18 protein-coding genes and 1 pseudogene are annotated in these 19,444 nt (G+C 65.9%); 6 read left to right on the forward strand and 13 right to left on the reverse strand.

What is annotated here, in order from left to right:
* Positions 1-41: 41 nt before the first annotated feature.
* Positions 42-1,376, forward strand: coding sequence for a sigma-54 dependent transcriptional regulator (locus tag H681_RS11770; RefSeq protein WP_041711935.1), 1,335 nt, complete (start codon positions 42-44; stop codon positions 1,374-1,376).
* Between the two features lie 58 nt (positions 1,377-1,434).
* On the opposite strand, the gene H681_RS11775 is transcribed toward H681_RS11770, so the two are convergent.
* The 6 genes from H681_RS11775 to H681_RS11800 form a co-directional block, all read right to left on the reverse strand.
* A complete protein-coding gene (locus H681_RS11775; RefSeq protein ID WP_041711937.1) occupies positions 1,435-2,739 on the reverse strand; it encodes a transporter in 1,305 nt (434 codons plus the stop codon).
* Between the two features lie 70 nt (positions 2,740-2,809).
* The gene (locus H681_RS11780; protein WP_015477086.1) at positions 2,810-3,568 is read right to left on the reverse strand and encodes a hypothetical protein; all 759 of its coding nucleotides are present in this window, start codon (positions 3,566-3,568) and stop codon (positions 2,810-2,812) included.
* A 34-nt stretch (positions 3,569-3,602) separates the two neighbouring features.
* Positions 3,603-4,283 (reverse strand): C39 family peptidase, encoded by a 681-nt coding sequence (locus H681_RS11785; RefSeq protein WP_015477087.1) that lies wholly within the window; start codon positions 4,281-4,283, stop codon positions 3,603-3,605.
* Positions 4,284-4,342: 59 nt separating this feature from the next.
* Complete coding sequence (locus H681_RS11790; RefSeq protein WP_041711939.1) at positions 4,343-5,380, reverse strand: hypothetical protein; 1,038 nt, start codon at positions 5,378-5,380, stop codon at positions 4,343-4,345.
* A gap of 50 nt (positions 5,381-5,430) precedes the next feature.
* Entirely contained in the window at positions 5,431-6,024 is a 594-nt protein-coding gene (locus tag H681_RS11795) for a hypothetical protein (protein ID WP_015477089.1), read from the reverse strand.
* Position 6,025: 1 nt separating this feature from the next.
* A complete protein-coding gene (locus H681_RS11800) occupies positions 6,026-6,514 on the reverse strand; it encodes a hypothetical protein (protein WP_041711940.1) in 489 nt (162 codons plus the stop codon).
* A 718-nt stretch (positions 6,515-7,232) separates the two neighbouring features.
* Here H681_RS11800 and H681_RS26875 point away from each other — a divergent pair.
* Positions 7,233-7,361: pseudogene (locus H681_RS26875) on the forward strand (sigma-54-dependent Fis family transcriptional regulator); the annotation flags it as partial.
* 475 nt (positions 7,362-7,836) lie between these two features.
* Here H681_RS26875 and H681_RS11805 read toward each other — a convergent pair.
* The 5 genes from H681_RS11805 to H681_RS11825 all read right to left on the reverse strand — a co-directional run bounded on the left by H681_RS11805 (position 7,837) and on the right by H681_RS11825 (position 13,639).
* Positions 7,837-8,724, reverse strand: coding sequence for an alpha/beta hydrolase (locus H681_RS11805; protein ID WP_015477091.1), 888 nt, complete (start codon positions 8,722-8,724; stop codon positions 7,837-7,839).
* A 20-nt stretch (positions 8,725-8,744) separates the two neighbouring features.
* Entirely contained in the window at positions 8,745-10,979 is a 2,235-nt protein-coding gene (locus H681_RS11810) for a TonB-dependent siderophore receptor (protein ID WP_015477092.1), read from the reverse strand.
* A gap of 81 nt (positions 10,980-11,060) precedes the next feature.
* A complete protein-coding gene (locus H681_RS11815; protein WP_015477093.1) occupies positions 11,061-12,413 on the reverse strand; it encodes a HAMP domain-containing sensor histidine kinase in 1,353 nt (450 codons plus the stop codon).
* Positions 12,413-13,105 carry a response regulator transcription factor gene (locus H681_RS11820; RefSeq protein WP_015477094.1) on the reverse strand — a complete coding sequence of 231 codons (693 nt, stop codon included), beginning with the start codon at positions 13,103-13,105 and terminating at the stop codon, positions 12,413-12,415. The genes H681_RS11815 and H681_RS11820 overlap by 1 nt, the downstream gene beginning before the upstream one ends.
* A gap of 84 nt (positions 13,106-13,189) precedes the next feature.
* A complete protein-coding gene (locus H681_RS11825) occupies positions 13,190-13,639 on the reverse strand; it encodes a methyltransferase family protein (RefSeq protein WP_015477095.1) in 450 nt (149 codons plus the stop codon).
* A 283-nt stretch (positions 13,640-13,922) separates the two neighbouring features.
* On the opposite strand from H681_RS11825, the gene H681_RS11830 reads away from it, so the two are divergent.
* Positions 13,923-14,252 (forward strand): DUF2790 domain-containing protein, encoded by a 330-nt coding sequence (locus tag H681_RS11830; RefSeq protein WP_015477096.1) that lies wholly within the window; start codon positions 13,923-13,925, stop codon positions 14,250-14,252.
* A gap of 31 nt (positions 14,253-14,283) precedes the next feature.
* Here the strand turns inward: H681_RS11830 and H681_RS11835 are convergent, their stop codons facing one another.
* Positions 14,284-15,669, reverse strand: a complete 1,386-nt coding sequence (locus H681_RS11835; protein ID WP_015477097.1) for a heavy metal sensor histidine kinase — start codon at positions 15,667-15,669, stop codon at positions 14,284-14,286.
* Positions 15,666-16,340 (reverse strand): heavy metal response regulator transcription factor, encoded by a 675-nt coding sequence (locus H681_RS11840; protein ID WP_015477098.1) that lies wholly within the window; start codon positions 16,338-16,340, stop codon positions 15,666-15,668. Before H681_RS11840 ends, H681_RS11835 begins: the two co-directional genes overlap by 4 nt.
* 456 nt (positions 16,341-16,796) lie before the next feature.
* Between H681_RS11840 and H681_RS11845 the strand changes: the two genes are divergently transcribed.
* Genes H681_RS11845 through H681_RS11850 form a run of 3 tightly spaced genes read left to right on the forward strand, consistent with a single transcriptional unit; the run spans position 16,797 to position 19,436 of the window.
* Positions 16,797-18,002, forward strand: coding sequence for a TolC family protein (locus H681_RS11845; protein ID WP_015477099.1), 1,206 nt, complete (start codon positions 16,797-16,799; stop codon positions 18,000-18,002).
* A gap of 16 nt (positions 18,003-18,018) precedes the next feature.
* Positions 18,019-18,147 (forward strand): hypothetical protein, encoded by a 129-nt coding sequence (locus H681_RS27055; RefSeq protein ID WP_269078307.1) that lies wholly within the window; start codon positions 18,019-18,021, stop codon positions 18,145-18,147.
* Between the two features lie 38 nt (positions 18,148-18,185).
* Positions 18,186-19,436 (forward strand): efflux RND transporter periplasmic adaptor subunit, encoded by a 1,251-nt coding sequence (locus tag H681_RS11850; RefSeq protein ID WP_015477100.1) that lies wholly within the window; start codon positions 18,186-18,188, stop codon positions 19,434-19,436.
* Positions 19,437-19,444: the final 8 nt, after the last annotated feature.

A 19,444-nucleotide genomic window follows, 5' to 3' on the forward strand; every position in this document is an offset into this window, starting at 1 on the left:
TTTTAAAAGTTTTTCAAAAAAATGGCGCCAAGGAAGGGAGCATGCTCGAGGCAGCCTCGAATCTTCGACGCCTGCTGGTGGTCGATCCTTGCGACGACTGCCGGCGGCTATTGCCCGGGCTCCGGGCGGCAGGATGGGACGTGGACAGTTGCGAGCTGGATATGGCCGGCGAGCGCAGCTGCGACGTCGGCTTGCTGCGCCTGCAGCCCGAGCACCTGGCTCGTACGGAAACGGTCAAGGAGCTCATCAGTCGCAGCGGCACCGAATGGATCGCGGTGCTCAGCCCCGACATCCTGCCGATCCACGAGGTCGGCGACTTCGTCAGCGAATGGTTCTTCGATTTCCATACCTTGCCGTTCGACGTGGCGCGGGTGCAGGTCACCCTGGGTCGCGCTTTCGGCATGGCGCGCCTGCGCGTGCGCGGCAGCCTGCACAGCGACGAGCGCCAGCATGAACTTTTGGGCGAAAGCCGCGAGGTGCGCGAGCTGCGCAAGCTGCTGGCGAAATTCGCGCCGACCGAGTCGCCGGTGCTGATCCGTGGCGAAAGCGGCACCGGCAAGGAATTGGTGGCGTGTACCCTGCACCGTCTGTCACGGCGCGCGGTGCGGCCGTTCGTGGCGATCAATTGCGGCTCGATCCCGGAGAACCTGATCCAGTCCGAGCTGTTCGGCCACGAGAAGGGCGCGTTCACCGGCGCGCACCAGCGCAAGACCGGCCGCTTCGAGCAAGCCAATGGCGGCACCCTGTTCCTCGATGAAGTGGGCGACCTGCCGCTGGAGTTGCAGGCCAACCTGCTGCGGGTGTTGCAGGAGAAACAGTTCGAGCGGGTCGGCGGCAGCCAGCCGATCGATGTCGATGTGCGGGTGCTGGCGGCGACCCATATCGACCTGGAAGCGGCGATCCGCGCGGGGACCTTTCGCGAGGATCTCTACTACCGCCTCAACGTGCTGCAGGTCTCGACCTCGCCGCTGCGCGAGCGCAACGGCGACCTGGCACTGCTGGCCAACCACTTCGCCCACCTGTACAGCGTCGAAACCGGCCGCCGTCCTCGGCGCTTTTCCGACGATGCGCTGGCGGCGATGGCGGAACACAACTGGCCGGGCAACGTGCGCGAGCTGGCCAACCGGGTGCGCCGTGGCCTGGTGCTGGCCGAGGGGCGGCAGATCGAGGCCCGCGACCTGGGCCTGGAGCGACAGAGGGGCAAGCCGACGTACCAGCCGTTGGTGACGCTGGAGGAGTACAAGCTCGGCGCCGAACGCCAGGCCATGTGCGATGCGCTGGCGCGGCATGGCGACAACCTCAGCGTGGCGGCGCGGATGCTGGGGATTTCCCGGCCGACCTTCTACCGGTTGCTGCACAAGCACCAGTTGCGTTGAGCCTTGCTCCAGGAACAACGAAAAGGCCTCTTGCGGGGCCTTTTCGTTTCCGGCGAGATCAGAAGTAGTAGGGGAATTTCACGCTGAAGGTGTAGTCGGGAGCATCGGGGGTGATGCCCATGGAGAGGTTCGGCACGATGGTCAGTTTCGGACTCACGGCGTAGGTCAGGCCCCAGTTGAAGTAGGCGGCGTGGGCGTCGCTGCCCTGGATGGTCTGCCAACTGTCGCCGTCGGGCTTGATCTTGCTCTTCTGGCTGACCAGGTCGGAGAAGGAGAACGACATACTCATCTTCTCGTTGAGCGCGAAGGCCACGCCTGCGCCGATCTGGAACCAGTTGCCGAGGTCCACCTTGCCGCCGGTCTTCACGCCTTCGGAGGGGTCGATGTCGTCGAACGACTCCTCGAAGTTGTAGGTATAGGACAGACTGCCGAACAGTACGGCGGGGTCGACCGTCTTGACGATGGAGATGCCCGGAGTGACCGACCAGACACCGTTGCCGGTGGGCAGGTCGTCGGGGACATTGAGGTTGTTGTTGCCCGGCACCTGGTGGATCTTGATGCCGTACGGGTCCTTGCCGGTGGGCGCCTTGACCCGCAGGCTGGCGACCATGTCCGGGCGGGTGTCGCTTTCATCCATGAACTTGTAGGAGATGCCGACGTTGACGTCGCCGATGCGCGGGTCGCCCGTGACCGTTTCCGAGGATATCTGGTTGGTGCTGCCGCCAGCCCCCGCCGACTCGTAGGTGGATTCGCGATAGAGCACCGGCACGTTGACGTCGAACTGCCAGCGGTTTCTCCAGTTGTAGCGGGCGGTGAGGTCCAGCGTCCAGATATCCGCCTCGATCTCGTCCACGCCGATGTTGCCGAGGAAGATCGAGTCCAGCGCCAGGAAGCCATTGAGGAACAGTTGCCGGGTGTCGTAGCGGCTGTAGGTGAGGCCGGTTTCGACGCTGAAGGTGCCGGCGCCGAAGAAGCCGCTGGCGTCCTGGTAGATGTTCTCCACGCTCTGCGCCGGCTGTGAGTTCTCCTTCAGCGATTCGCCGTAGGTGCTGCCGGAACTGTTGCGCGTAGTGCCCTGGGCGGCGGCCATCTGCTGCTGTTGCTGCGCAGCGGCCTTGGCCTGGTAGGGCGCCTGGATGGGTTTGACGATCCCCTGTTGCGCCTGGGCGGGCTGGCTCTCCACCTGGCGCACGCGCTGTTCGAGTACCGACAGCGCGTTCTGTTGCTCCACATAGCGTTGACGTAGTTCCTGAAGCTCCTTCTTCAGTGCCTCCACCTCGGCTTCGCTGGCCGCATGGGCGTTCAGCGAAGCCACAACGGATGTTGCGCACACGACTGCCTGCAAACAGGTGGTCTTATGCATTTCCGGTGTCCCTATTTAGTGGTTGGTCTTGGTTGAGAAATACGCGTGTGGTCTCAGCCTAGTTCAACTTTCAATAACCTGTAGGGCGCATGGCGCGCAGTTGGTCGAGGGCACAGTTGATGTTGTTCATCGCGGTGGGATTGTTCCTCATCACCACGTTCAGGTTGGCCAGGTTCTGCACCAGGTTGGTATTGCCGCTCAACGCGATCGCCTGGGCTACGCCGTTGGCACCGATGGTCTGCAGGGCGGTGCCCTGGCCGTTGGCCTGAACCGACAGTTGCAGGCCGTTGTTGGCGGCGGCCACCGCGACGGTACCGGCGTCGGTGGTGAGGCTCTGGTTCAGGTTGGTGGTGCCGCTGGGCAGGGGAGACGCGGAGTTGCCCTGCTTGACGTCGATGGTCATGTTGTTGCCGGCCTGGTTGTAGTCGCCGGCGGTGCGCACGCTCTGGGAAATGCCCTGGACCTGGCCGAGGCCGGCGCCGCCGTTGACCTGCCCTGTACCGGCGTTGGGCGTCGGTATCTGGTTGTTCTGCGGACCGTTGAGCATGGTGACGTTGAACACCGGCGTCGCCACCGGCATTTTCTTCTGCAGGTCCATCGTGTTCCGCACCTGCATGTTGACCTGTGCCCCGAGGGTCTGTCCGTTGGCGTTCTGCCAGATGCTGGACATGGTCACCCCGAAGCTGATGATGCGGTCGGGAAGGACGAAACGGCCGCGCAGTTGGGACAGTTCGAGATCGCTCAGTTCCGTCGGCTGCAGCAGGGGGGCCGCGGGTACCTGGAAACTTGCGGCGAGGCAGCTCGCGGCAAGCAGGAGTTGTCGTTTCATGGCATTCTCCAAGAGCTTCCTGCTCCGCTCATTCTCAGAAGAAGTCGCTGTGAATGAAGCCAAAGTCCATCAGATCGGCATCCCTGACGGGGCGGAAACGGTCCAGCCGGTCTCGAGCTGTCAGGGGTTCCGGCGGGCTCAGCAACGGATTGTTGCGGTCATAGCCATGACCGATGACCGCGAACACGATGCCGTTCCAGCCTTTGTTGAAGTCGTCGCGGGTGTACCGCTTGTGGCCCAATGCGGGGTCGCCGATGTAGACCCAGTTGCCCTGCGTGCGCTGCAGCACCACGAAGTGCTTGTAGCCACGGATTTCCATCAGGACGATCACCGGAATCTTCAGTTGCTCGAGCTGCTCGGCCTGGATGCGATAACCGCGGGCGCGCATACCCATGCTCTCGACGTAGCGCTTCATGTCCAGCATCGAGAAGCCCTGTTTGCGCACCTGTTCGGCGTCGGCGTAGGTCAGCATGCCCTGGATCACTGTCTGCTCATCCAGCGGGGCGTTGTAGGCCTTCTCGAGGATGGTTGCCAGGGCGGCGGCGCCGCAGCTGAAGTCGGTTTTCTGTTCCACCAGGTCGGCGAAGCGGCGCTCACGGATGCTCTGGACTTCCTTGTACGCGAGGTTGCCGCCGGGCAGCGCGGCGAACGGCAGGTAGGCCGCGTCGGCGATTCCGGTCAGCAACAGCAATGTCAGGGCAAAGAGAGAGCGCATGGCGGCAGGTCCCGTCATTGAAAGGGGCCCTGGCCTGGGCCAGGGCCCGATACAGCCACTCAGAAGGTCGACTTGCCGACGCAAGCAGAGCAACCGGCGCCGATGGACAGCGAGTTGGTCTGCTGGTTGCCGCCACCGGCAGCCACGTTGACGCCGACGTTGCCGGAGACGCCAATGATCGAGCCGTTCAACGAGGCGTTGTTCACGACTGCCTTGTTGAAGCCGGATACCACCGGAATATAGCCGGTAGCGAAGCCAGCCAGGCCGATGGTGCCCACTTCGTCGAAGGATAGGGCGCCGCCGTTGTGCATGCGGTCCTGGGCTCCCTGAGCATAGCGGTCCACGTCGACGTGGCCGGTGTTGGCGCCGCCCGGGTGGGTTTCGCCTTGCCAGGTATCCAGGTAGGTATCGCCGTGCTGGTCGGAGATCCCCTTGTAGCCGCCACCTGCGACGAAGCCCATGCCAACCTGTACGTACTCGGTCTTGACGGTGGAGTTGTTGTTGGTGACGTTGCCGGTGCTCAGCTGCGTTGCGCTGCCGTTGGCACTGGTGTACTGGCCGTTGGATACGGCAGCCGCCATGTCGTTTTTCTGTTGGTTGTAGTTACCCGCGGTCACGTTGACGCCGAAGTTACCCGAGACGCCCTGCAGCGAGTTGTTGAGGCTCGCGTTGTTGGCGGTCGAGTAATTGTCCAGCTTGTTGGCATAGGCCTGTTGAGTTACGGACGTCGAGGCGTTGGCATAGCCGAAGACGAAGTTCTCGTCGGCGGTTGCCAGTGCTACGGCGTTGGCCTGCTGGTTATTGTCGCCCGCTGCGACGTTGGCGCCCACGTTGCCGGATACGCCGCCGATGGAACCGTTGGCGCTGGCATTGTTCTGGGTGCCTTTGTTGGTGACCTGGTTGCCGTAGTTGTACTGGGCATCGGTCACGGTAGCGGTGGCGCCACCTTTGGCCCAATCAGGAATGCTGGGCTGGTGGTGTTGATGGTGGTGATCATCCTTTCCTTTGCCTTCACCGCCTTGATCGGCATAAGCCGCGACGGAAAGTACTGCTGCCATTGCCATTGCTAACGGAGTGAGTAGCAGTTTCGCTTTCATGGCCTTACTCCTTGCTTATTGTGCATCTAGTGTTGGGCTAGGTTGGTTGTTCAGAGTCCTCCCGCGACTCTGATGCTGAGGTTGTTGTACGACTGGTTGCCAACCCCAGCGCTCTGGTTCACCTGCACCACACCCACGCTGCCGGCGAAGGCCTGATCGTCGGTGTTGACTATCCGCTGGCCGGGCATGGCTACAGGGGAACCTGAGTTTCTGGTCACCGCTACGTTTTGGGCGAGGGTGCTGTCATCGAGGCTTTCTGGATGGCTCGTGCTGTTCGACGCGCTGATCCGCAAGGCATTGATCTGTTGGTTGCCAAGGCCTGCGCCCTGGTTGACGCCGACCACGCCGCTGCCCTGGAACGAATTGCCCTTGATGCTGGTGCTGGCATCCAGCGAGGCATCGGGGTTGATCAGTCGCAGCTGCTGGTTCTGATAGGTGGAGGCGTGAGAGTTGGTGCCGTTGGCGAGTGCGCGAGCGTTGCTCTGTTGTTGCTGGTTGCCCGCAGCCTGGTTGACCGAGACGTTGCCCACGTAGGCGCGACCGGTGCCGTCGATCATGGCGTTGTCCTGCTCGGTCTGGCTGGCGGCGTGGGCCAGCAGCGGTAGCAGCAGGACGCCGGCGCAGAAGACTATGGTGGTGCGCATGTCAGCGTCCTCCACCGAGCATCTGCAGCGGAGCCAGGCCGCGCCCGATGGCGCCGTTGATCTGGTTGGACAACCCGGCACCCGCACCGCCGCCGCCCGGCGAATGGCCGGCGTTGACGTTGCCGACGGTGTTGTTGATGTTGGCCTGGGTGGTGGTCATGGCCGGCAGGTTGCCGCCCGGCAGGATCATCGCGTTGATGCCTGAACCGCTGGTGACCGAGGCGAATTCCGCGTCGCCCACTTCGGACGAGCCGAGCGTGCCGCCGATGGTGGCGTTGACCTGGGGTGAGATGTTGGTGTTGACGGTGATCGGATTCGGATCAGGCGTCATGGTCGGTCGCGTGGCGACCCGGGGTTGTACCGTGCGTTGCAGTACGATGACGCCGTCGTCGGCCTGCGCCGCGGCGAATGGCTGCATCGCGACCGCAGCAACGAAGCCTGCGGCCAGCAACGAGCAGGATGCAACTCTCCTTGTGATGCTCCCCGACATGATGGCGGTTCCTTCTTGGTGCGCTGAGCCCTAACCAGCGGTACCAGCTTGGGGCAATTGCCGTGCCGGAATCGGCTTGCCAAGGCAAATCAACGATTTACGAAAATGCCGGGGGAACCGTCGCCGTGCAGTGTCGCCTGGGCGTTACAGCGCAGACTGCGGGAATGCCGTCGCGGGCCCTGCAGCGGGGCCTGAATCATGGGTAAGCCATCATCTGTATCGCTGCTGAAACACAATTTTGTGATGGGGTTCCGTTTCCAGGCGCATCGGGCCTTGCGGCGTATCGGGGGTGTTTCACCGACGCAACAGGAGGCCGCTGTTTGTCGATTTTCTGGTACGTATGTGCGCCATTTGGAGATCAATGAATTAGCCAATTCTCGCGGGTTGGCGAATGCATGCCTGTCGTGATTGTCTGCTTCACGCGAGCGATAGTGCGCCAGGATTGGCGGCCACAGGATGCCGGATGCGTGACGCGCTGCAGCACGTGGGCTGGCTGGACATCCGGGCGGCGCCCGAACAGTCTGCGGTGCAGGTTCGGGCCTGGCGATTGTTCCGGCCACAGCTTCCGCCGCGTGGGTGATACCAGGCGGTCAGTCGAGGAATTTTCGTTAAATCCGGTGGAAGCCACGACCAATGCATTAGCTTGCCAACGCCTTGTCGGAGTTCCGGGCCCTGTGTCCCGGCCTCGTCGGAGTACATCATTCTGGATGCGGCGATCCGCGAGGATCTCTGTTCCCGCCTCAACCTGCTGCAGGTCCCGTCCTCGCCGCTGTGCGAGCGCCCCGGCGCCCCGGCACTGCTGGCCAACCACTTCGCCCACCTGTACAGCGTCGAAACCGGCCGACGTTCTACCGGTTGCTGCACCAGCATCGGTTGCGCTAGGACGGGAAGGTCGAGGTTGCTGGGCCGTACGGGTGCGACCCGGTTGAGCGACTGTTTGTAAATGACGTCGAGGATGTGGTGTGGTGGGTGGGGCTTTCGTAGGCGCAACTGTCTACTTCTGGACGGCCTGTGCCTGCGCTTCCCCCTCACCCCAACCCTCTCCCTGAGGGAGAGGGGGCAGACCGTGCCGGCTGAGACCGGGATTTCCTCCCGCACCGAACGGTTCCCTCTCCCCCTGGGAGACGCATGGATGCAGGAGGTAGAGCGACGCGGGATGCCAAAGCCGAGGGCTGGGGCCGCCCCGAGCGCAGATATATCTCGTAGTGGCGGACTTTGTCCGCGATCCACCGGCGAGGCGGGCGTCAGGTGGGCTGTGCTGGGTTGGGCGGTTCGCGAGCAAACTCGCGCCTACAGGGGGCTACGAAGCAGGGGCACAGTCGTCACTCCACGAACCGCTTCTGCAGTAGATAGCGCAGCGAAGCCGTCAGCGTCTGCCCGTGGCTCATGCCGTCGAAGGCGTGGAATTGCGCCTGCATGCCCGGCACCTTGCCCAGCTCTTCCACCAGTTGTCGGGCGGCTCGGGGGGCGCTGGGGGTGATGGCTTCGCGCGGCTTGAAGGGTTCCTCGCCGCCGCGCATCAGCAGCAGTTGCGCGGAGTGCTCGCCCAGGCGCTGGGCGAAGCCGTCCCGTTCCTTGAGAATGGCGCCGTCGCCCCACCACAGGGACGGGCTGGCCGGGGCGTAGACGTTGAACTGCCACGGACGGCTCAGCAGCGCATGCAGCGTCAGCAGGCCGCCGTAGGAGTGGCCCCAGAGCGTCTGTTGCGAGCGGTCGATGGGGGCCCGGGCGGATACTGCTGGCAGCATCCGCTCGCGCATCAGGTCGAGGAAGGCGTCGGCGCCGCCGCTGGGGTCGCCGGTGAGCGGGTCTTTCTGTTCGGTCAGACCGGGGCGCGGCGGGGTGTAGTCCAGGGTGCGACCGACGCGCTCGATGCGCAGTGGCGTCTGGTAGCCCACGGCGACCAGCAGCGGTGCCTTGCCGTTGTCCAGGTCAGCCAGCAGCGTCTCGTCCAGCGCGCCGATGGCGGCGTTGCCGTCGAGCATCCACACCACCGGGTAACCGGCGGCGGGGGCGGGGTGGTTCGGGCGGGCGATCCACAACTGGTAGTGACGCTGGCCATCGGCGGAGTCCAGCTTGAGCTCGCTGAAGCGGTAGGCCAGGTCGGTGCGTTGCAGCAGGGCCGTGTCCATTTTCTGCTCGGGGGCGGGCGCGGCGTGCGCGGCCAGCCCCGGCACGGCGAAAGCCAGTGCCAGGAGGTGACGTTTCATCGGGCGATCTCGCAGACGTTTCAGAAGGACGCGGTCAGGCTGGTGTAGAGGGTGCGCCCCGGCTCGTTGTAGGTCGCCGCGCCGGCGCCGGCGATGTTGTTCACGCTCTGGGCGTTGCCGGCGCGGAACAGGCGCTTGTCGAAGAGGTTGTCGACGCCGGCGGTGAGGCTGAGATTCCGGGTGAAGGCATAGGTGCCGCTCAGGCCGGCGATGGCGTAGGGCGAGAGTTCGTCGTTGGCGCTGCCGGTCACGCGGTTGCCCTGGTAGTCGTACTTCTTCGGCTTCTGCTTGCCGTACCAGGCCACGGTGGCCTGGAAGGACAGGTCGTCGCGAGCCTGCCAGTCGAGCATGGAGTTGAGGGTGTACTCCGGGGTCACCGAGAGCACGTCGCCGGTTTCCTTGTTCTTCGACTGGAGCATGTAGGTGAAGTTGTTGCTCCACTTCAGTTGCGCGGCCAGGGGAATGGTCAGGGTGCCTTCCAGGCCTTCGACCAGCGCCTTGGGCACGTTTTCCCACTGGTAGATCGCCGCGTTGGCGTAGTTGCCGCTGCCGCCGCTGGCCTCGCCGACCGGCGAGAGGCCTGAGTCGATCTTGTTCTTGTAGTCGTTGCGGAAGTAGGTCAGGCCGGCGACCCAGCCGTCACGCTGGTACTCGATGCCCAGTTCCTTGTTGACGCTGGTCTCGGCCTCGAGGTCCTCGTTGCCCTGCAGGTAGCAGCTGGTGGTCTGGCCGTAGCAGCCCTGGCCACGGCTGTAGAGCAGGTAGTCGGGGTTGAGCTGGTACAGGTTCGGCGCCTTGTAGGCACGGGCGATGCCGGCCTTCAGGGTGAGGGTATCGGTCAGCGCGTGGGACAGGTTCAGCGACGGGCTCCAGTTGTCGCCGACGATGTCGTGGTGGTCCCAGCGCAGGCCAGGGGTGAGCATGGTGCCGGGCATCAGCTCGATGTTGTCCTCGGCGAACAGCGAGAAGATGCGCGCCGACGAGGTGGTGCTGCGTCCGCTGCTGTCCAGGCCCGGCACCGCGCCGCCTTCGCTGGTGGACTGGGTATTGGCGCTGGGGTCGTCGAGCTCCTGGCGGACCCATTCGCTGCCCAGGGTCAGGGTCTGGTCGCGCCAGGCGTGCAGCGGCAGGTTCACTTCGCCGTGGGCGGTGAGGTCGCGCAGGGTGGCGGTGTAGAAATCGGTGTTGTTGAAGATGCCTTCGGTGCCGCCGGCGAGGCCTTCGTTGATGCGACTGTTGCGGGTCTTCTCGTATTGCAGGTAGGCCATCGAGCTGCCGAAATCCCACTCGCCGCGATGGGTGACCGAGTAGTTCTCGCGGTACATGCGGTTGGTCTCGTGACCGAGCATGGATTTCACGTTGGCGTTGCTGTTGGTGTTCTGGGTGTCGCCGGTATAGATATTGCCCTGGCGGCTGAAGCCGGCCTCGACGTCGAGGGTCTGTTCGGGCGTCAAGCGCCAGCTGAGCAGACCGTTGATGTCCTTGTTGCGCACGCCTTCGCGGCCGGCGGGCAGGGTGCCGGCCTGGTTGCCGGTGCGCTCGGACTCATGGCCGGCGTTGATGTCCCAGTCGTCCGAATCGGTCTTGGCCACGTTGCCGTATACGCGATAGCTCAGGGTGTCGGTCAGCGGGCCGTTGAGGCCGAAGGTCATGCGCTGGGTGGCGCCTTCGTCGCCGTGCTGCGGGAAGTTGCTGTAGAGGGTCACGTCGCCGTGGGTCTGGCTGCCGGCCTGCTTGGTGATGATGTTCACCACGCCGCCCGCCGCGCCGTTGCCGTAGCGCGCCGCCGCCGGGCCGCGCAGGACTTCGATGCGTTCCACCTGGTCGGCCGGCACCCAGTTGCTGTCGCCGCGGGTGTCGCGCTCGCCGCGCCAGCCGTAGCGCACCGCATTGCGGCTGGCGACCGGCTTGCCGTCCACCAGGATCAGGGTGTTCTCCGGGCCCATGCCGCGAATGTCGATCTGCCGGTTGTTGCCGCGCTGGCCGCTGCTGGAGTTACCGGTCAGGTTGACGCCGGGCATGGTGCGGATGATCTGCGACAGGTCGTTGGACGGCGGGCGCTTCTGGATGTCCTCGGCGGTGATGATCGATACGCCCGGCATCTGCTTGGCTTCTTCCGCGGCGGTGGCGACGACGGTCTCGCTGTCGAACTCGACCACGTCGGAATCGGCGTTGGCGGCGTGTACGGCGGAGGACAGCAGGCAACTGGACAACAGCAGGAAGGGCGCAACGAAGGACAACGGACGGGAGGACATCTTCGATCTCCGGGGGAGGATGATTACAGGGAGATCTCAAATGATAATTAATGCCAATTGCGAGTAAAGCGCATTAACTTTCTAAACACTTGGCGAATCGGCGGCCGGCAACAACAGGTGCAGGCACAATCCGGCCTCGCCATTCGCCGCCCACAGCCGGCCGCCTTGCAGCTCGACGGCACGCCGGGCGATGGCCAGGCCGAGGCCGAAGCCGGATGACTCCGCCGGTTGCAGCCGCTGGTAGGGTTGGAAGATGCGTTCCAGGTCTTCCTCGGCGACGCCCGGCCCGTCGTCGCTGACCCGCAGGTGCCAGAATCCACCCTCGCGCCAGCCGTCCAGGCGCACCTGGCCATTGCACGGGGAATGGCGGATGGCGTTGCGCACGATGTTCTCCAGGGCCTGGGCGAGGCTGTCCAGGTGTACCTGGACGACGCATTCGGTGCCCAGGGTGCAGGGCAGGCGGGTGCTGTCCCAGTCGCTCTCGAAGCAGGCGTCCTCGCGCAGCGCTTCCCACACCGACAGCATCAGCACCGGTTCGCGGGCCAGTTGCGGGCGCTCGGTGTCCAGCCAGGCCAGGTCGAGGGTGTCCTCCAGCAGGCGCTGCATGTCGTGGATTTCCCGGTCCAGGCGCAGGCGCATCTGCTCCGGTGGCAGCTCGCTGTCGTGGGCGATGCGCAGGCGCGCCAGCGGCGTGCGCAGCTCATGGGACAGGGTGCGCAGCAGCAGGCGCTGCTGGCCGAGGCTGGCACGCAGGCGGTCGGCCATGTGCTCGAAGGCCAGGGCCAGCTCGCCCAGTTCGTCGCGCCGGGCGGCCAGCGGCGTGCCCGGCCCCTCGCGGTCCAGATCGTCGGCGCGCAGGGCATCGGCGCGGTCGCGCAGGCGGTTCAGCGGTGCCACCAGGTGACGGTAGATCAGCAGGCCGAGCAGGGCGGCCAGCAGGGCCGGTACCACGCCGTGGCTGAACAGGTGGGTCCAGGGTGTCAGGCCGCCGGGCAGCAGGCGTTCCGGCAATTGCATCACCAGGCGGCCGCGTTCGGGGTGCTCGGGAAACTCGATGCTGACGTAGGGCAACTGGTCCTGCAGGCGCCGGCTCATTGGCCAGTCGAGCTTGCGCATGAAGGTCAGGTGGCTGGCCTCCTCCGCCGTCAGCGGCGTGCTGCCCAGGCTCTGCAGGTGTTCGCCGATCACCGCGACCCAGGTGTCTTCGGCGGCGGAGAGTTCCCGGCGGAAGCGTTCGACACCCTCGGCGCCTTGCCGCTGCCAGACCGCCTCGGCCTGCTGGGCATAGCGTGCCAGGTAGTCGCGGTCTTCCGCGCCGAGGAAGTAGGTGCTGCGCTCCAGCGACAGCCCCCAGGTCCAGATCAGCCAGGTGAGCAGCAGGCAGAACCCCACCTGCAGCAGGGCCAGCTTCCACAGCAGCGGGTGGCGGCGCATCAGTGGCGTTCCGTGTCCACCAGCACGTAGCCCTGGCCGCGCACCGCCTGGATCTGCAATCGCGGCACGCCGATGGCCGCCAGCTTGCGGCGCAGGTTGCAGACGTGCACATCCAGGCCACGATCAAGACGGGTGTAGGCGCGGTGCAACACGCTCTGGTAGAGGAAACTCTTGGATTGCGGCTCGCCGGCATGGGCATGCAGCGTGGCCAGCAGGCGGTATTCGGAAGCGGTCAAACCGGCGTACTCGCCCAGGTGGGCAACGTCCTGCAGCTCGTCGTCGAACGCCAGCACGCCGTCCGGCCGTGGTGCCGTCCGCACGCGTTCCAGCGCCACACGGCGGAGCAGGGCGTCGATGCGCGCGTCCAGTTCGGCGAGGCTGAAGGGCTTGGGCAGATAGTCGTCGGCGCCCCGGGTGAAGCCGCTGATGCGGTCCTGTTCGGCGCCCAGGGCCGACATCAGCATCACTGGCGTGGCGCGTTCGCTACGCAGCGAATCCAGCAGCGACAGGCCATCCATACCGGGCAGCAGGATGTCGAGCAGGACCAGGTCGAAGTCGTTCTGGTGGACGGCGACCAGGCCCTGTTCACCGTTGACGCAAGTGGTGACGGCAAAGCCGCGCTGGCAGAAATGCCGTTCCAGGTCGAGGCGCAGACGGGAGTCGTCTTCCACCAGCAGGAGCGAGGGATACACGATTAACCTTGATGAGAATACTTAGCATTTGCAAATATCTCATCCCTTCCCCGTGAAAGGCAATGGCCATCTGCGGGGAGGCGGTCAGACCCAACGTCGCACCCGGCCGCAATAGGCCTCGAACTCCGCCCCGAACAAGTGCCGCAGCGCCTGCTCCTCCGGGGTGATCTGGAAACGGTTCATGTACAGCACGAAGGCTGCGACACCCAGCACGGCGGACAGGGAGGCGAGGGCGATGCTCCAGGCCAGCAGCACGATGGCGAAGCCGAGGTACATCGGGTTGCGCGTGTGGCGGTAGATGCCGGCGACCACCAGCGATGAGGCGGTTTCCGGCTTCAGCGGATTGACCGTCGTGCGGGCACGGCGGAACGACAGCACGCCGGCCAGGCACACCGCGATACCGGCCAGCAGTACCGGCAGCGCCAGCCAGAGCCGGCTCCCGAGCGGCGGCAGCGGGCGGGCCAGCAGCCACATCAGCGCGCCGAGGATGATCGCCACCAGGGGCGGAGGAATCCGGTGTTCGAGCCAGTCCATGCTGTGTCTCCGTATGGGGTCGTTCCGTCACACGAGCGTTTTGGCGGCGACGGGTGTGCAGGGCGTATGACGTTCGATGTTATACGCCGCTCCCTGCGACAACATCTGCTTCGTGCTGCTCGCGAGTACGGGCCCGGGGGATGAGCGAACACCGCTCGCCGGTCGAAGGCCGCAGCCGGGTGCCGTTGGCCGGATAACCAAATCGTCATGCTCGCCTCAGCCTGTCGTTAGGGAGGGCGCCTTAAGGTGGAGTCATTCCGAACACACCGATGAGGTGACTGCCATGAAACTCCAACGCATCTTCCTGCTCACCGCCCTGTTGGGCACGTCCTCCCTGGCGCTGGCCGACGGCGGCGGCGACATCACCTTCGCCCGCATGGAGCAGGCCCGGCTGCAGGCCATGCAGGCCCGCCAGGCAGAGCAGGAGCAGGTGGCCGAGGTGAAGCAGTACACCTATGGCATGAACCTGGACATCGCCGAAGTGGTGGCGGTGACGCCCATGAGCGGCGACTGCGGCGTGGTGCCGATGCAGATGAGCTACAAGGATTCGGTTGGCGATCTGCAGACCATCGAATACCGCGCCGAGCGGGTGGCCTGCCGCACTACCCGTTGATGCCTTCCGTCAGAGCGCACGCCGGGACGGCTCATTCCGGCAGGGGCGGAAACGCCAGGCGGAAACGTGTCGGGCCTTCTTCCGTGCTGTCGGCGCTGGCCGTGCCCTGGTGCAGTTCCATGATCGAACGCACGATGGCCAGCCCCAGTCCGGTACCACCGTCGGCGCGCGAGCGGGTCTTGTCCACTCGGTAGAAGCGCTCGAACAGGTGCTCCAGGTGTTGTGGCGCGATACCGGCGCCGGGATTCTCCACCTGCAGCGCCACCCTTTCCTCGCCGTCCTGCACCCGTACCCGGATGCGACCACCGTCGGGGGTGTGGCGGATGGCGTTGGACAGCAGGTTGGAAATGGCGCGCTGGATCATCAGGCGGTCGCCCTGCACCCGGCCGTGGCCATCGATGTCGATCGTCAGGGCTTTCTCTTCCGCGCTGAAGGCGAACAGCTCGGCGACTTTCCGCGCTTCCTCGTCCAGCCGTACCGGCTCCCTGGGCAGCAGCGCCTTGGGATGGCTGACCTGGGCGAGGAACAGCATGTCGCTGACGATGCGGGTGACCCGTTCCAGCTCCTCGATGCCCGAGGCCAGTACCGCTTCGTACTCCTCCTTCTCCCGGGGGCGCGACAGCGTGACCTGGGCCTTGCCCAGCAGGTTGCTGATCGGCGAGCGCAGTTCGTGGGCCAGGTCGTCGGAGAACTGGGTCAGTTGCTGCACGCCATTGTCCAACCGGTGCAGCATCAGGTTCAGCGCCCGCGCGGCCTCGCCCAGTTCGCGGGGCAGGTGCTGCACCGGAATGCGGTGGCTGAGGTCTTCGGTGGACACCAGCGATGCGACCTTGCCGAAGTGCCGCAACGGCTGCAGACCGCGCTTGGCCACCAGGCGCGCGCCGAAAGCGATCAGCAGCAGCAACGGCGGCATCGCCAGCAGCGCGGAACGCAGGAAGGCGCCGAGCAGGGCGTCGTCGTCGCGGCGATCGAGGGTCAGGAATACCCGCATGCGATGGCCATCGCGCAACCGTACCAGGGCCCGTCCGGTCAGCAGGCGGCGGCCATCCGGGGCGCTCCAGTCGAAGGGCCGGCCACTGCCGGCGAAATCATCCAGGGTGGCCAGGTCGCCGACGGGTCCGTTGTTGAAACGCACCGGCTGGCCGTGTCGCTCGTCGAACAGCGCGGCGCTGAGGGTGTCGTGCCCCATCAACTGGTCCTTCAGCGCATACCCGCGCAGCGGCAGTCCGGCGAGGCCGGGGTCGACGTCCAGGCTGTGCCGCAGTTGCCCCAGTTTGTCTTCCAGCGCTCGGCGGGCGCGGATGTCCAGTTGATGGTCGAGGGCCAGGTAGGCCAGCGTGACCAGCAGGAACATCAGCACCGAGCCGAGCAGGCCGACCCACAGGCCGATGCGCCGCGACAGGCTGGCCGGTTTCATGGGCGTGTTTCGAGCACGTAGCCGACGCCGCGCAGGGTATGGATCAGCTTGTCGGCGAAGGGATCGTCGATCTTTGCCCGCAGGCGGCGGATGGTGACTTCCACCACGTTGGTGTCGCAGTCGAAGTTCATGTCCCACACCAGCGAGATGATCTGGGTGCGCGAGAGCACTTCACCGCTGCGGCTCATCAGCAGGTGGAGCAGGGCGAACTCCTTGCTGGTCAGGTCGATGCGCTGGCTGTCGCGGTAGGCCCGGTGGCGGCCGGGGTCGAGTTCCAGTCCGCCGATCTGCAGCACCTGGGGTTGCTCGATGCGCTCGCTGCGACGCAGCAGCGAGCGGACGCGAGCCAGCAGCTCGGGAAACTCGAAGGGCTTGAGCAGGTAGTCGTCGGCGCCCAGGTCGAAGCCCTTGACGCGCTCGGTGAGGCGGCCGCGCGCGGTCAGCATCATCACCCGCATGTCGCTCTGCTGGCGCAGGCTGGCCAGCACCTCCCAGCCGTCCATCTGCGGCAGGTTCACGTCGAGGATCAACAGATCGTAGGCGCACTGCCGGGCAAGGTGCAGGCCGTCGACACCGTTGTCGGCGCGGTCGACCACATAGCCGCTTTCAGTTAGCCCCTGTTGCAGATAGTCGGCCGTCTTGTGGTCGTCCTCGATGAGTAGGATCTTCATTGCTTAGTTACCCGGTAATGGCTCGAATAATGGCGCCGCGCTATTTCAGGCAGACAGGAAAGTTCGCCGCGGCTGGTAGAGGGCGCGCAGTCTAAAAGCTGTAGCGACTTCAGGGTCAACCGGGCGGACGGTGCGCGAAGTGGCACGAATTAATTCTGTAAGTTCGTGATTTATAAGGGTTTCAAGGGCTCCATGAGGGGCGCTTGAAACTCGCCAATTGTTTCCTGAAATTACATGGCGGAGCGCAGAGTCCTTTTTTAATAGATACAACGAGAGTGAGTCGCCTGGCCAATTACATGTTTGTAATTATTCAGTCACCTTGTCGCTAGAGAGGTGCCTCTAGATTCGCCGGTGGAAATGACGGTGTGCCGTCGAAGTTAAATCCACTGCGCGAGGTTCACTGTGCGTTCGAGTCGTTCTGGAGGTGTTTTCCGCTGGCCGAGAGGCGGCGGCTGGATGCTGGGTCTGCTGTTGTTCTGCGGCTGGGCCCAGGGCCGCGAGATCGGCATTGACGAGGCCTTGCAGGCGGCCTTCGCCCATAACCCCGAACTGGCCGCCAGCGGCCGTGACATCGGTATCGCCCAGGGCCTGCGCGAGCAGGCCGGGCTGCTGCCCAACCCCACGCTGTCCTGGGAGCAGGAGGGCACCGAGTCCGACAACCGCACCACCACCATCGGCATCAGTCAGCCGCTGGAGCTGGGCGGCAAGCGCGGCGCGCGGGTGGCGTTGGCCGAGCGCGGCCAGGATGCCGCCGCGCTGAGCCTGCAGGCACGCCGCAACGAGCTGCGTGGCGCGGTGATTTCCGGTTTCTACGGCGCCCTGCGCGCCCAGGAGCGCGAGCGCCTGGCGCAGCAGTCGGTGGCGCTGGCGCAACGCGGGCTCACTGCGGCGCAAGGGCGGGTGCGCGCCGGCAAGGCGGCGCCGCTGGAAGCCAACCGCGCACAGGTCCAACTGGCCGAGGTACGCCTGGAGCAGGAGCGGGCACGGCGCGAGCGGGCCGATGCCTACCAGACCCTGGCCGCCCTGATGGGCCTGGCGCAGGCGGACTTCACTGCCGTGCGCAGCGCCGTCGCCGACCGCTTGCCACGGCTGCCCAGCAGCGACCAACTGTTGCGCCGCCTGGGCGACAGTGCGCCAATGCGCCTGGCGCAGACGCGCATCGAGGAAGGCGAGGCCGCCCTGGACCTGGCGAGGACCCAGCGCATCCCAGACCTCGATGTCAGCCTCGGCAGCCAGGAGGCCATCGAGGACGGCAACAGCGACCGCATCGCGGTGATCGGCCTGAGCCTGCCGCTGCCGCTGTTCGACCGCAACCAGGGCAACATCCTCGCCGAGGCCCGCCGCGCCGACCAGGCGCGCGACCTGCGCAACGCCACCGAGCTGCGCCTGCGCCAGGAAACCCAGCAGGCCCTGCAGCAATGGAGCACGGCGCAGGTGGAAGTGAATGCCTTCCGCAGCACCATCCTGCCCAGCGCGCAGACCGCCGTGGAAAGCGCTACCCGGGGCTTCGAGATGGGCAAGTTCAGCTTCCTCGACGTGCTCGATGCCCAACGCACCCTGATCACCGCCCGCGACCAGTACCTCCAGGCCCTGGCCCAGGTCAGCGATGCCTGGGGGCGGATCGAGCGGGTCTACGGCGATGTCGGCGCTGCGGCGCGCTAGTGGCTGGCGCACCGGCGTGGGGCTCGCGCTCGCCCTGCTGGCGACGTCCGCCGTCGCGCCGACCCGCCACTGGAGCGCTGGCCATTGGTGCGTGCATGACCTGTTCCAGCACCTGAATCACCTATTCATCAGTCCCGGCGCCTGACGCCCGCGCGTCGCCGCCGGACCTTCTGCGGAGTTCCCATGATCAAGAGAACCCACCTTGCCGGCGCCGTGGTACTGGCGTCGGTACTGGGCGTCAGCGCCTTCACCTGGCAGGTCGGCGAACGCCCGGCCGCCGCGCATCAGGACGCTGCGGCGCATGCCGATGACGAGCACCACGGCGGTTCCGCCGCCGCCAGCCACAGCGAATCCGCCGACCACGGCGACAGCGAGCACGCCCACCCCGAATCGGCCGAACCCGAGGACGAGGGCCTGCACCTGAGCGCCGAGCAGATCGGCGCCGCCGGCATCCAACTGGTGACCGCCGGCCCCGGCGAGCTCGACGAAGCCTTCAGCCTGCCGGGGGAAATCGGTTTCGACGAAGACCGCACCGCCCATGTCGTGCCGCGCACGCCGGGCGTGGTGGAGTCGGTGGCGGTGGAGCTCGGGCAGAGTGTGAAGAAGGGCGAGCTGCTGGCGGTGATTGCCAGCCAGCAGGTGTCCGAGCTGCGCAGCGAACTGGCCGCCGCCCAGCGCCGGGCGACGCTGGCCAGCACCACCTTCGAGCGGGAGCGCGAACTGTGGCGCGAGAGGATTTCCGCCGAGCAGGACTACCTGCAGGCGCGCCAGGACCTGGAAGAAGCGCGGATCGCCCTGGCCAACGCCAGGCAGAAGACCAACGCCCTGAGCGGCGTATCGGCCAGCGCCGGCGGCAACCGCTACGAGCTGCGCGCGCCCTTCGACGGCGTGGTGGTGGAGAAGCACCTGGTCCCCGGCGAGGTGGTCAGCGAGGCCACCGCCGCCTTTACGCTGTCCGACCTGTCGCGGGTCTGGGCCACCTTCAGCGTCGCCCCGCAGGACCTGGCGCGGGTACGGGTGGGCAAGCCGGCGCGGGTACAAGCGCCGGACCTGGGCATGCAGGTCGACGGCCGCGTGGCCTACGTCGGCAACCTGCTCGGCGAGCAGACCCGCAGCGCCGTGGCTCGCGTCACCCTGGCCAACCCCGACGGCGCCTGGCGCCCCGGCCTGTTCGTCAACGTGCGGGTCAGCGACCGGGCGCGCCCGGTGCCGGTGGTGGTGCCGGAACAGGCGATCCAGGACGTGGAAGGCAAACCCAGCGTCTTCGTGCGCAACGCCGAAGGCTTCGCCGTGCGCCCGGTCGATCTGGGCATGCGCAGCGCCGGCCGGATCGAAGTCGTCGCCGGTCTCGCGGCGGGCGAGCAGGTGGCGGGCGAGGGCAGCTTCGTCCTCAAGTCGGAGCTGGGCAAAAGCTCGGCGGCCCACGCTCACTGACGGGACGC

Source organism: Pseudomonas sp. ATCC 13867, assembly GCF_000349845.1.
Lineage (GTDB): Bacteria > Pseudomonadota > Gammaproteobacteria > Pseudomonadales > Pseudomonadaceae > Pseudomonas.

What these genes read in the sequence shown, in the direction of transcription:
- H681_RS11770 (WP_041711935.1), top strand. Translation starts at nt 42, where the DNA reads ATGCTCGAGGCAGCCTCGAATCTTCGACGCCTGCTGGTGGTCGATCCT.
- H681_RS11775 (WP_041711937.1), bottom strand. Translation starts at nt 2,739, where the DNA reads ATGCATAAGACCACCTGTTTGCAGGCAGTCGTGTGCGCAACATCCGTT.
- H681_RS11780 (WP_015477086.1), bottom strand. Translation starts at nt 3,568, where the DNA reads ATGAAACGACAACTCCTGCTTGCCGCGAGCTGCCTCGCCGCAAGTTTC.
- H681_RS11785 (WP_015477087.1), bottom strand. Translation starts at nt 4,283, where the DNA reads ATGCGCTCTCTCTTTGCCCTGACATTGCTGTTGCTGACCGGAATCGCC.
- H681_RS11790 (WP_041711939.1), bottom strand. Translation starts at nt 5,380, where the DNA reads ATGAAAGCGAAACTGCTACTCACTCCGTTAGCAATGGCAATGGCAGCA.
- H681_RS11795 (WP_015477089.1), bottom strand. Translation starts at nt 6,024, where the DNA reads ATGCGCACCACCATAGTCTTCTGCGCCGGCGTCCTGCTGCTACCGCTG.
- H681_RS11800 (WP_041711940.1), bottom strand. Translation starts at nt 6,514, where the DNA reads ATGTCGGGGAGCATCACAAGGAGAGTTGCATCCTGCTCGTTGCTGGCC.
- H681_RS11805 (WP_015477091.1), bottom strand. Translation starts at nt 8,724, where the DNA reads ATGAAACGTCACCTCCTGGCACTGGCTTTCGCCGTGCCGGGGCTGGCC.
- H681_RS11810 (WP_015477092.1), bottom strand. Translation starts at nt 10,979, where the DNA reads ATGTCCTCCCGTCCGTTGTCCTTCGTTGCGCCCTTCCTGCTGTTGTCC.
- H681_RS11815 (WP_015477093.1), bottom strand. Translation starts at nt 12,413, where the DNA reads ATGCGCCGCCACCCGCTGCTGTGGAAGCTGGCCCTGCTGCAGGTGGGG.
- H681_RS11825 (WP_015477095.1), bottom strand. Translation starts at nt 13,639, where the DNA reads ATGGACTGGCTCGAACACCGGATTCCTCCGCCCCTGGTGGCGATCATC.
- H681_RS11830 (WP_015477096.1), top strand. Translation starts at nt 13,923, where the DNA reads ATGAAACTCCAACGCATCTTCCTGCTCACCGCCCTGTTGGGCACGTCC.
- H681_RS11835 (WP_015477097.1), bottom strand. Translation starts at nt 15,669, where the DNA reads ATGAAACCGGCCAGCCTGTCGCGGCGCATCGGCCTGTGGGTCGGCCTG.
- H681_RS11840 (WP_015477098.1), bottom strand. Translation starts at nt 16,340, where the DNA reads ATGAAGATCCTACTCATCGAGGACGACCACAAGACGGCCGACTATCTG.
- H681_RS11845 (WP_015477099.1), top strand. Translation starts at nt 16,797, where the DNA reads ATGCTGGGTCTGCTGTTGTTCTGCGGCTGGGCCCAGGGCCGCGAGATC.
- H681_RS11850 (WP_015477100.1), top strand. Translation starts at nt 18,186, where the DNA reads ATGATCAAGAGAACCCACCTTGCCGGCGCCGTGGTACTGGCGTCGGTA.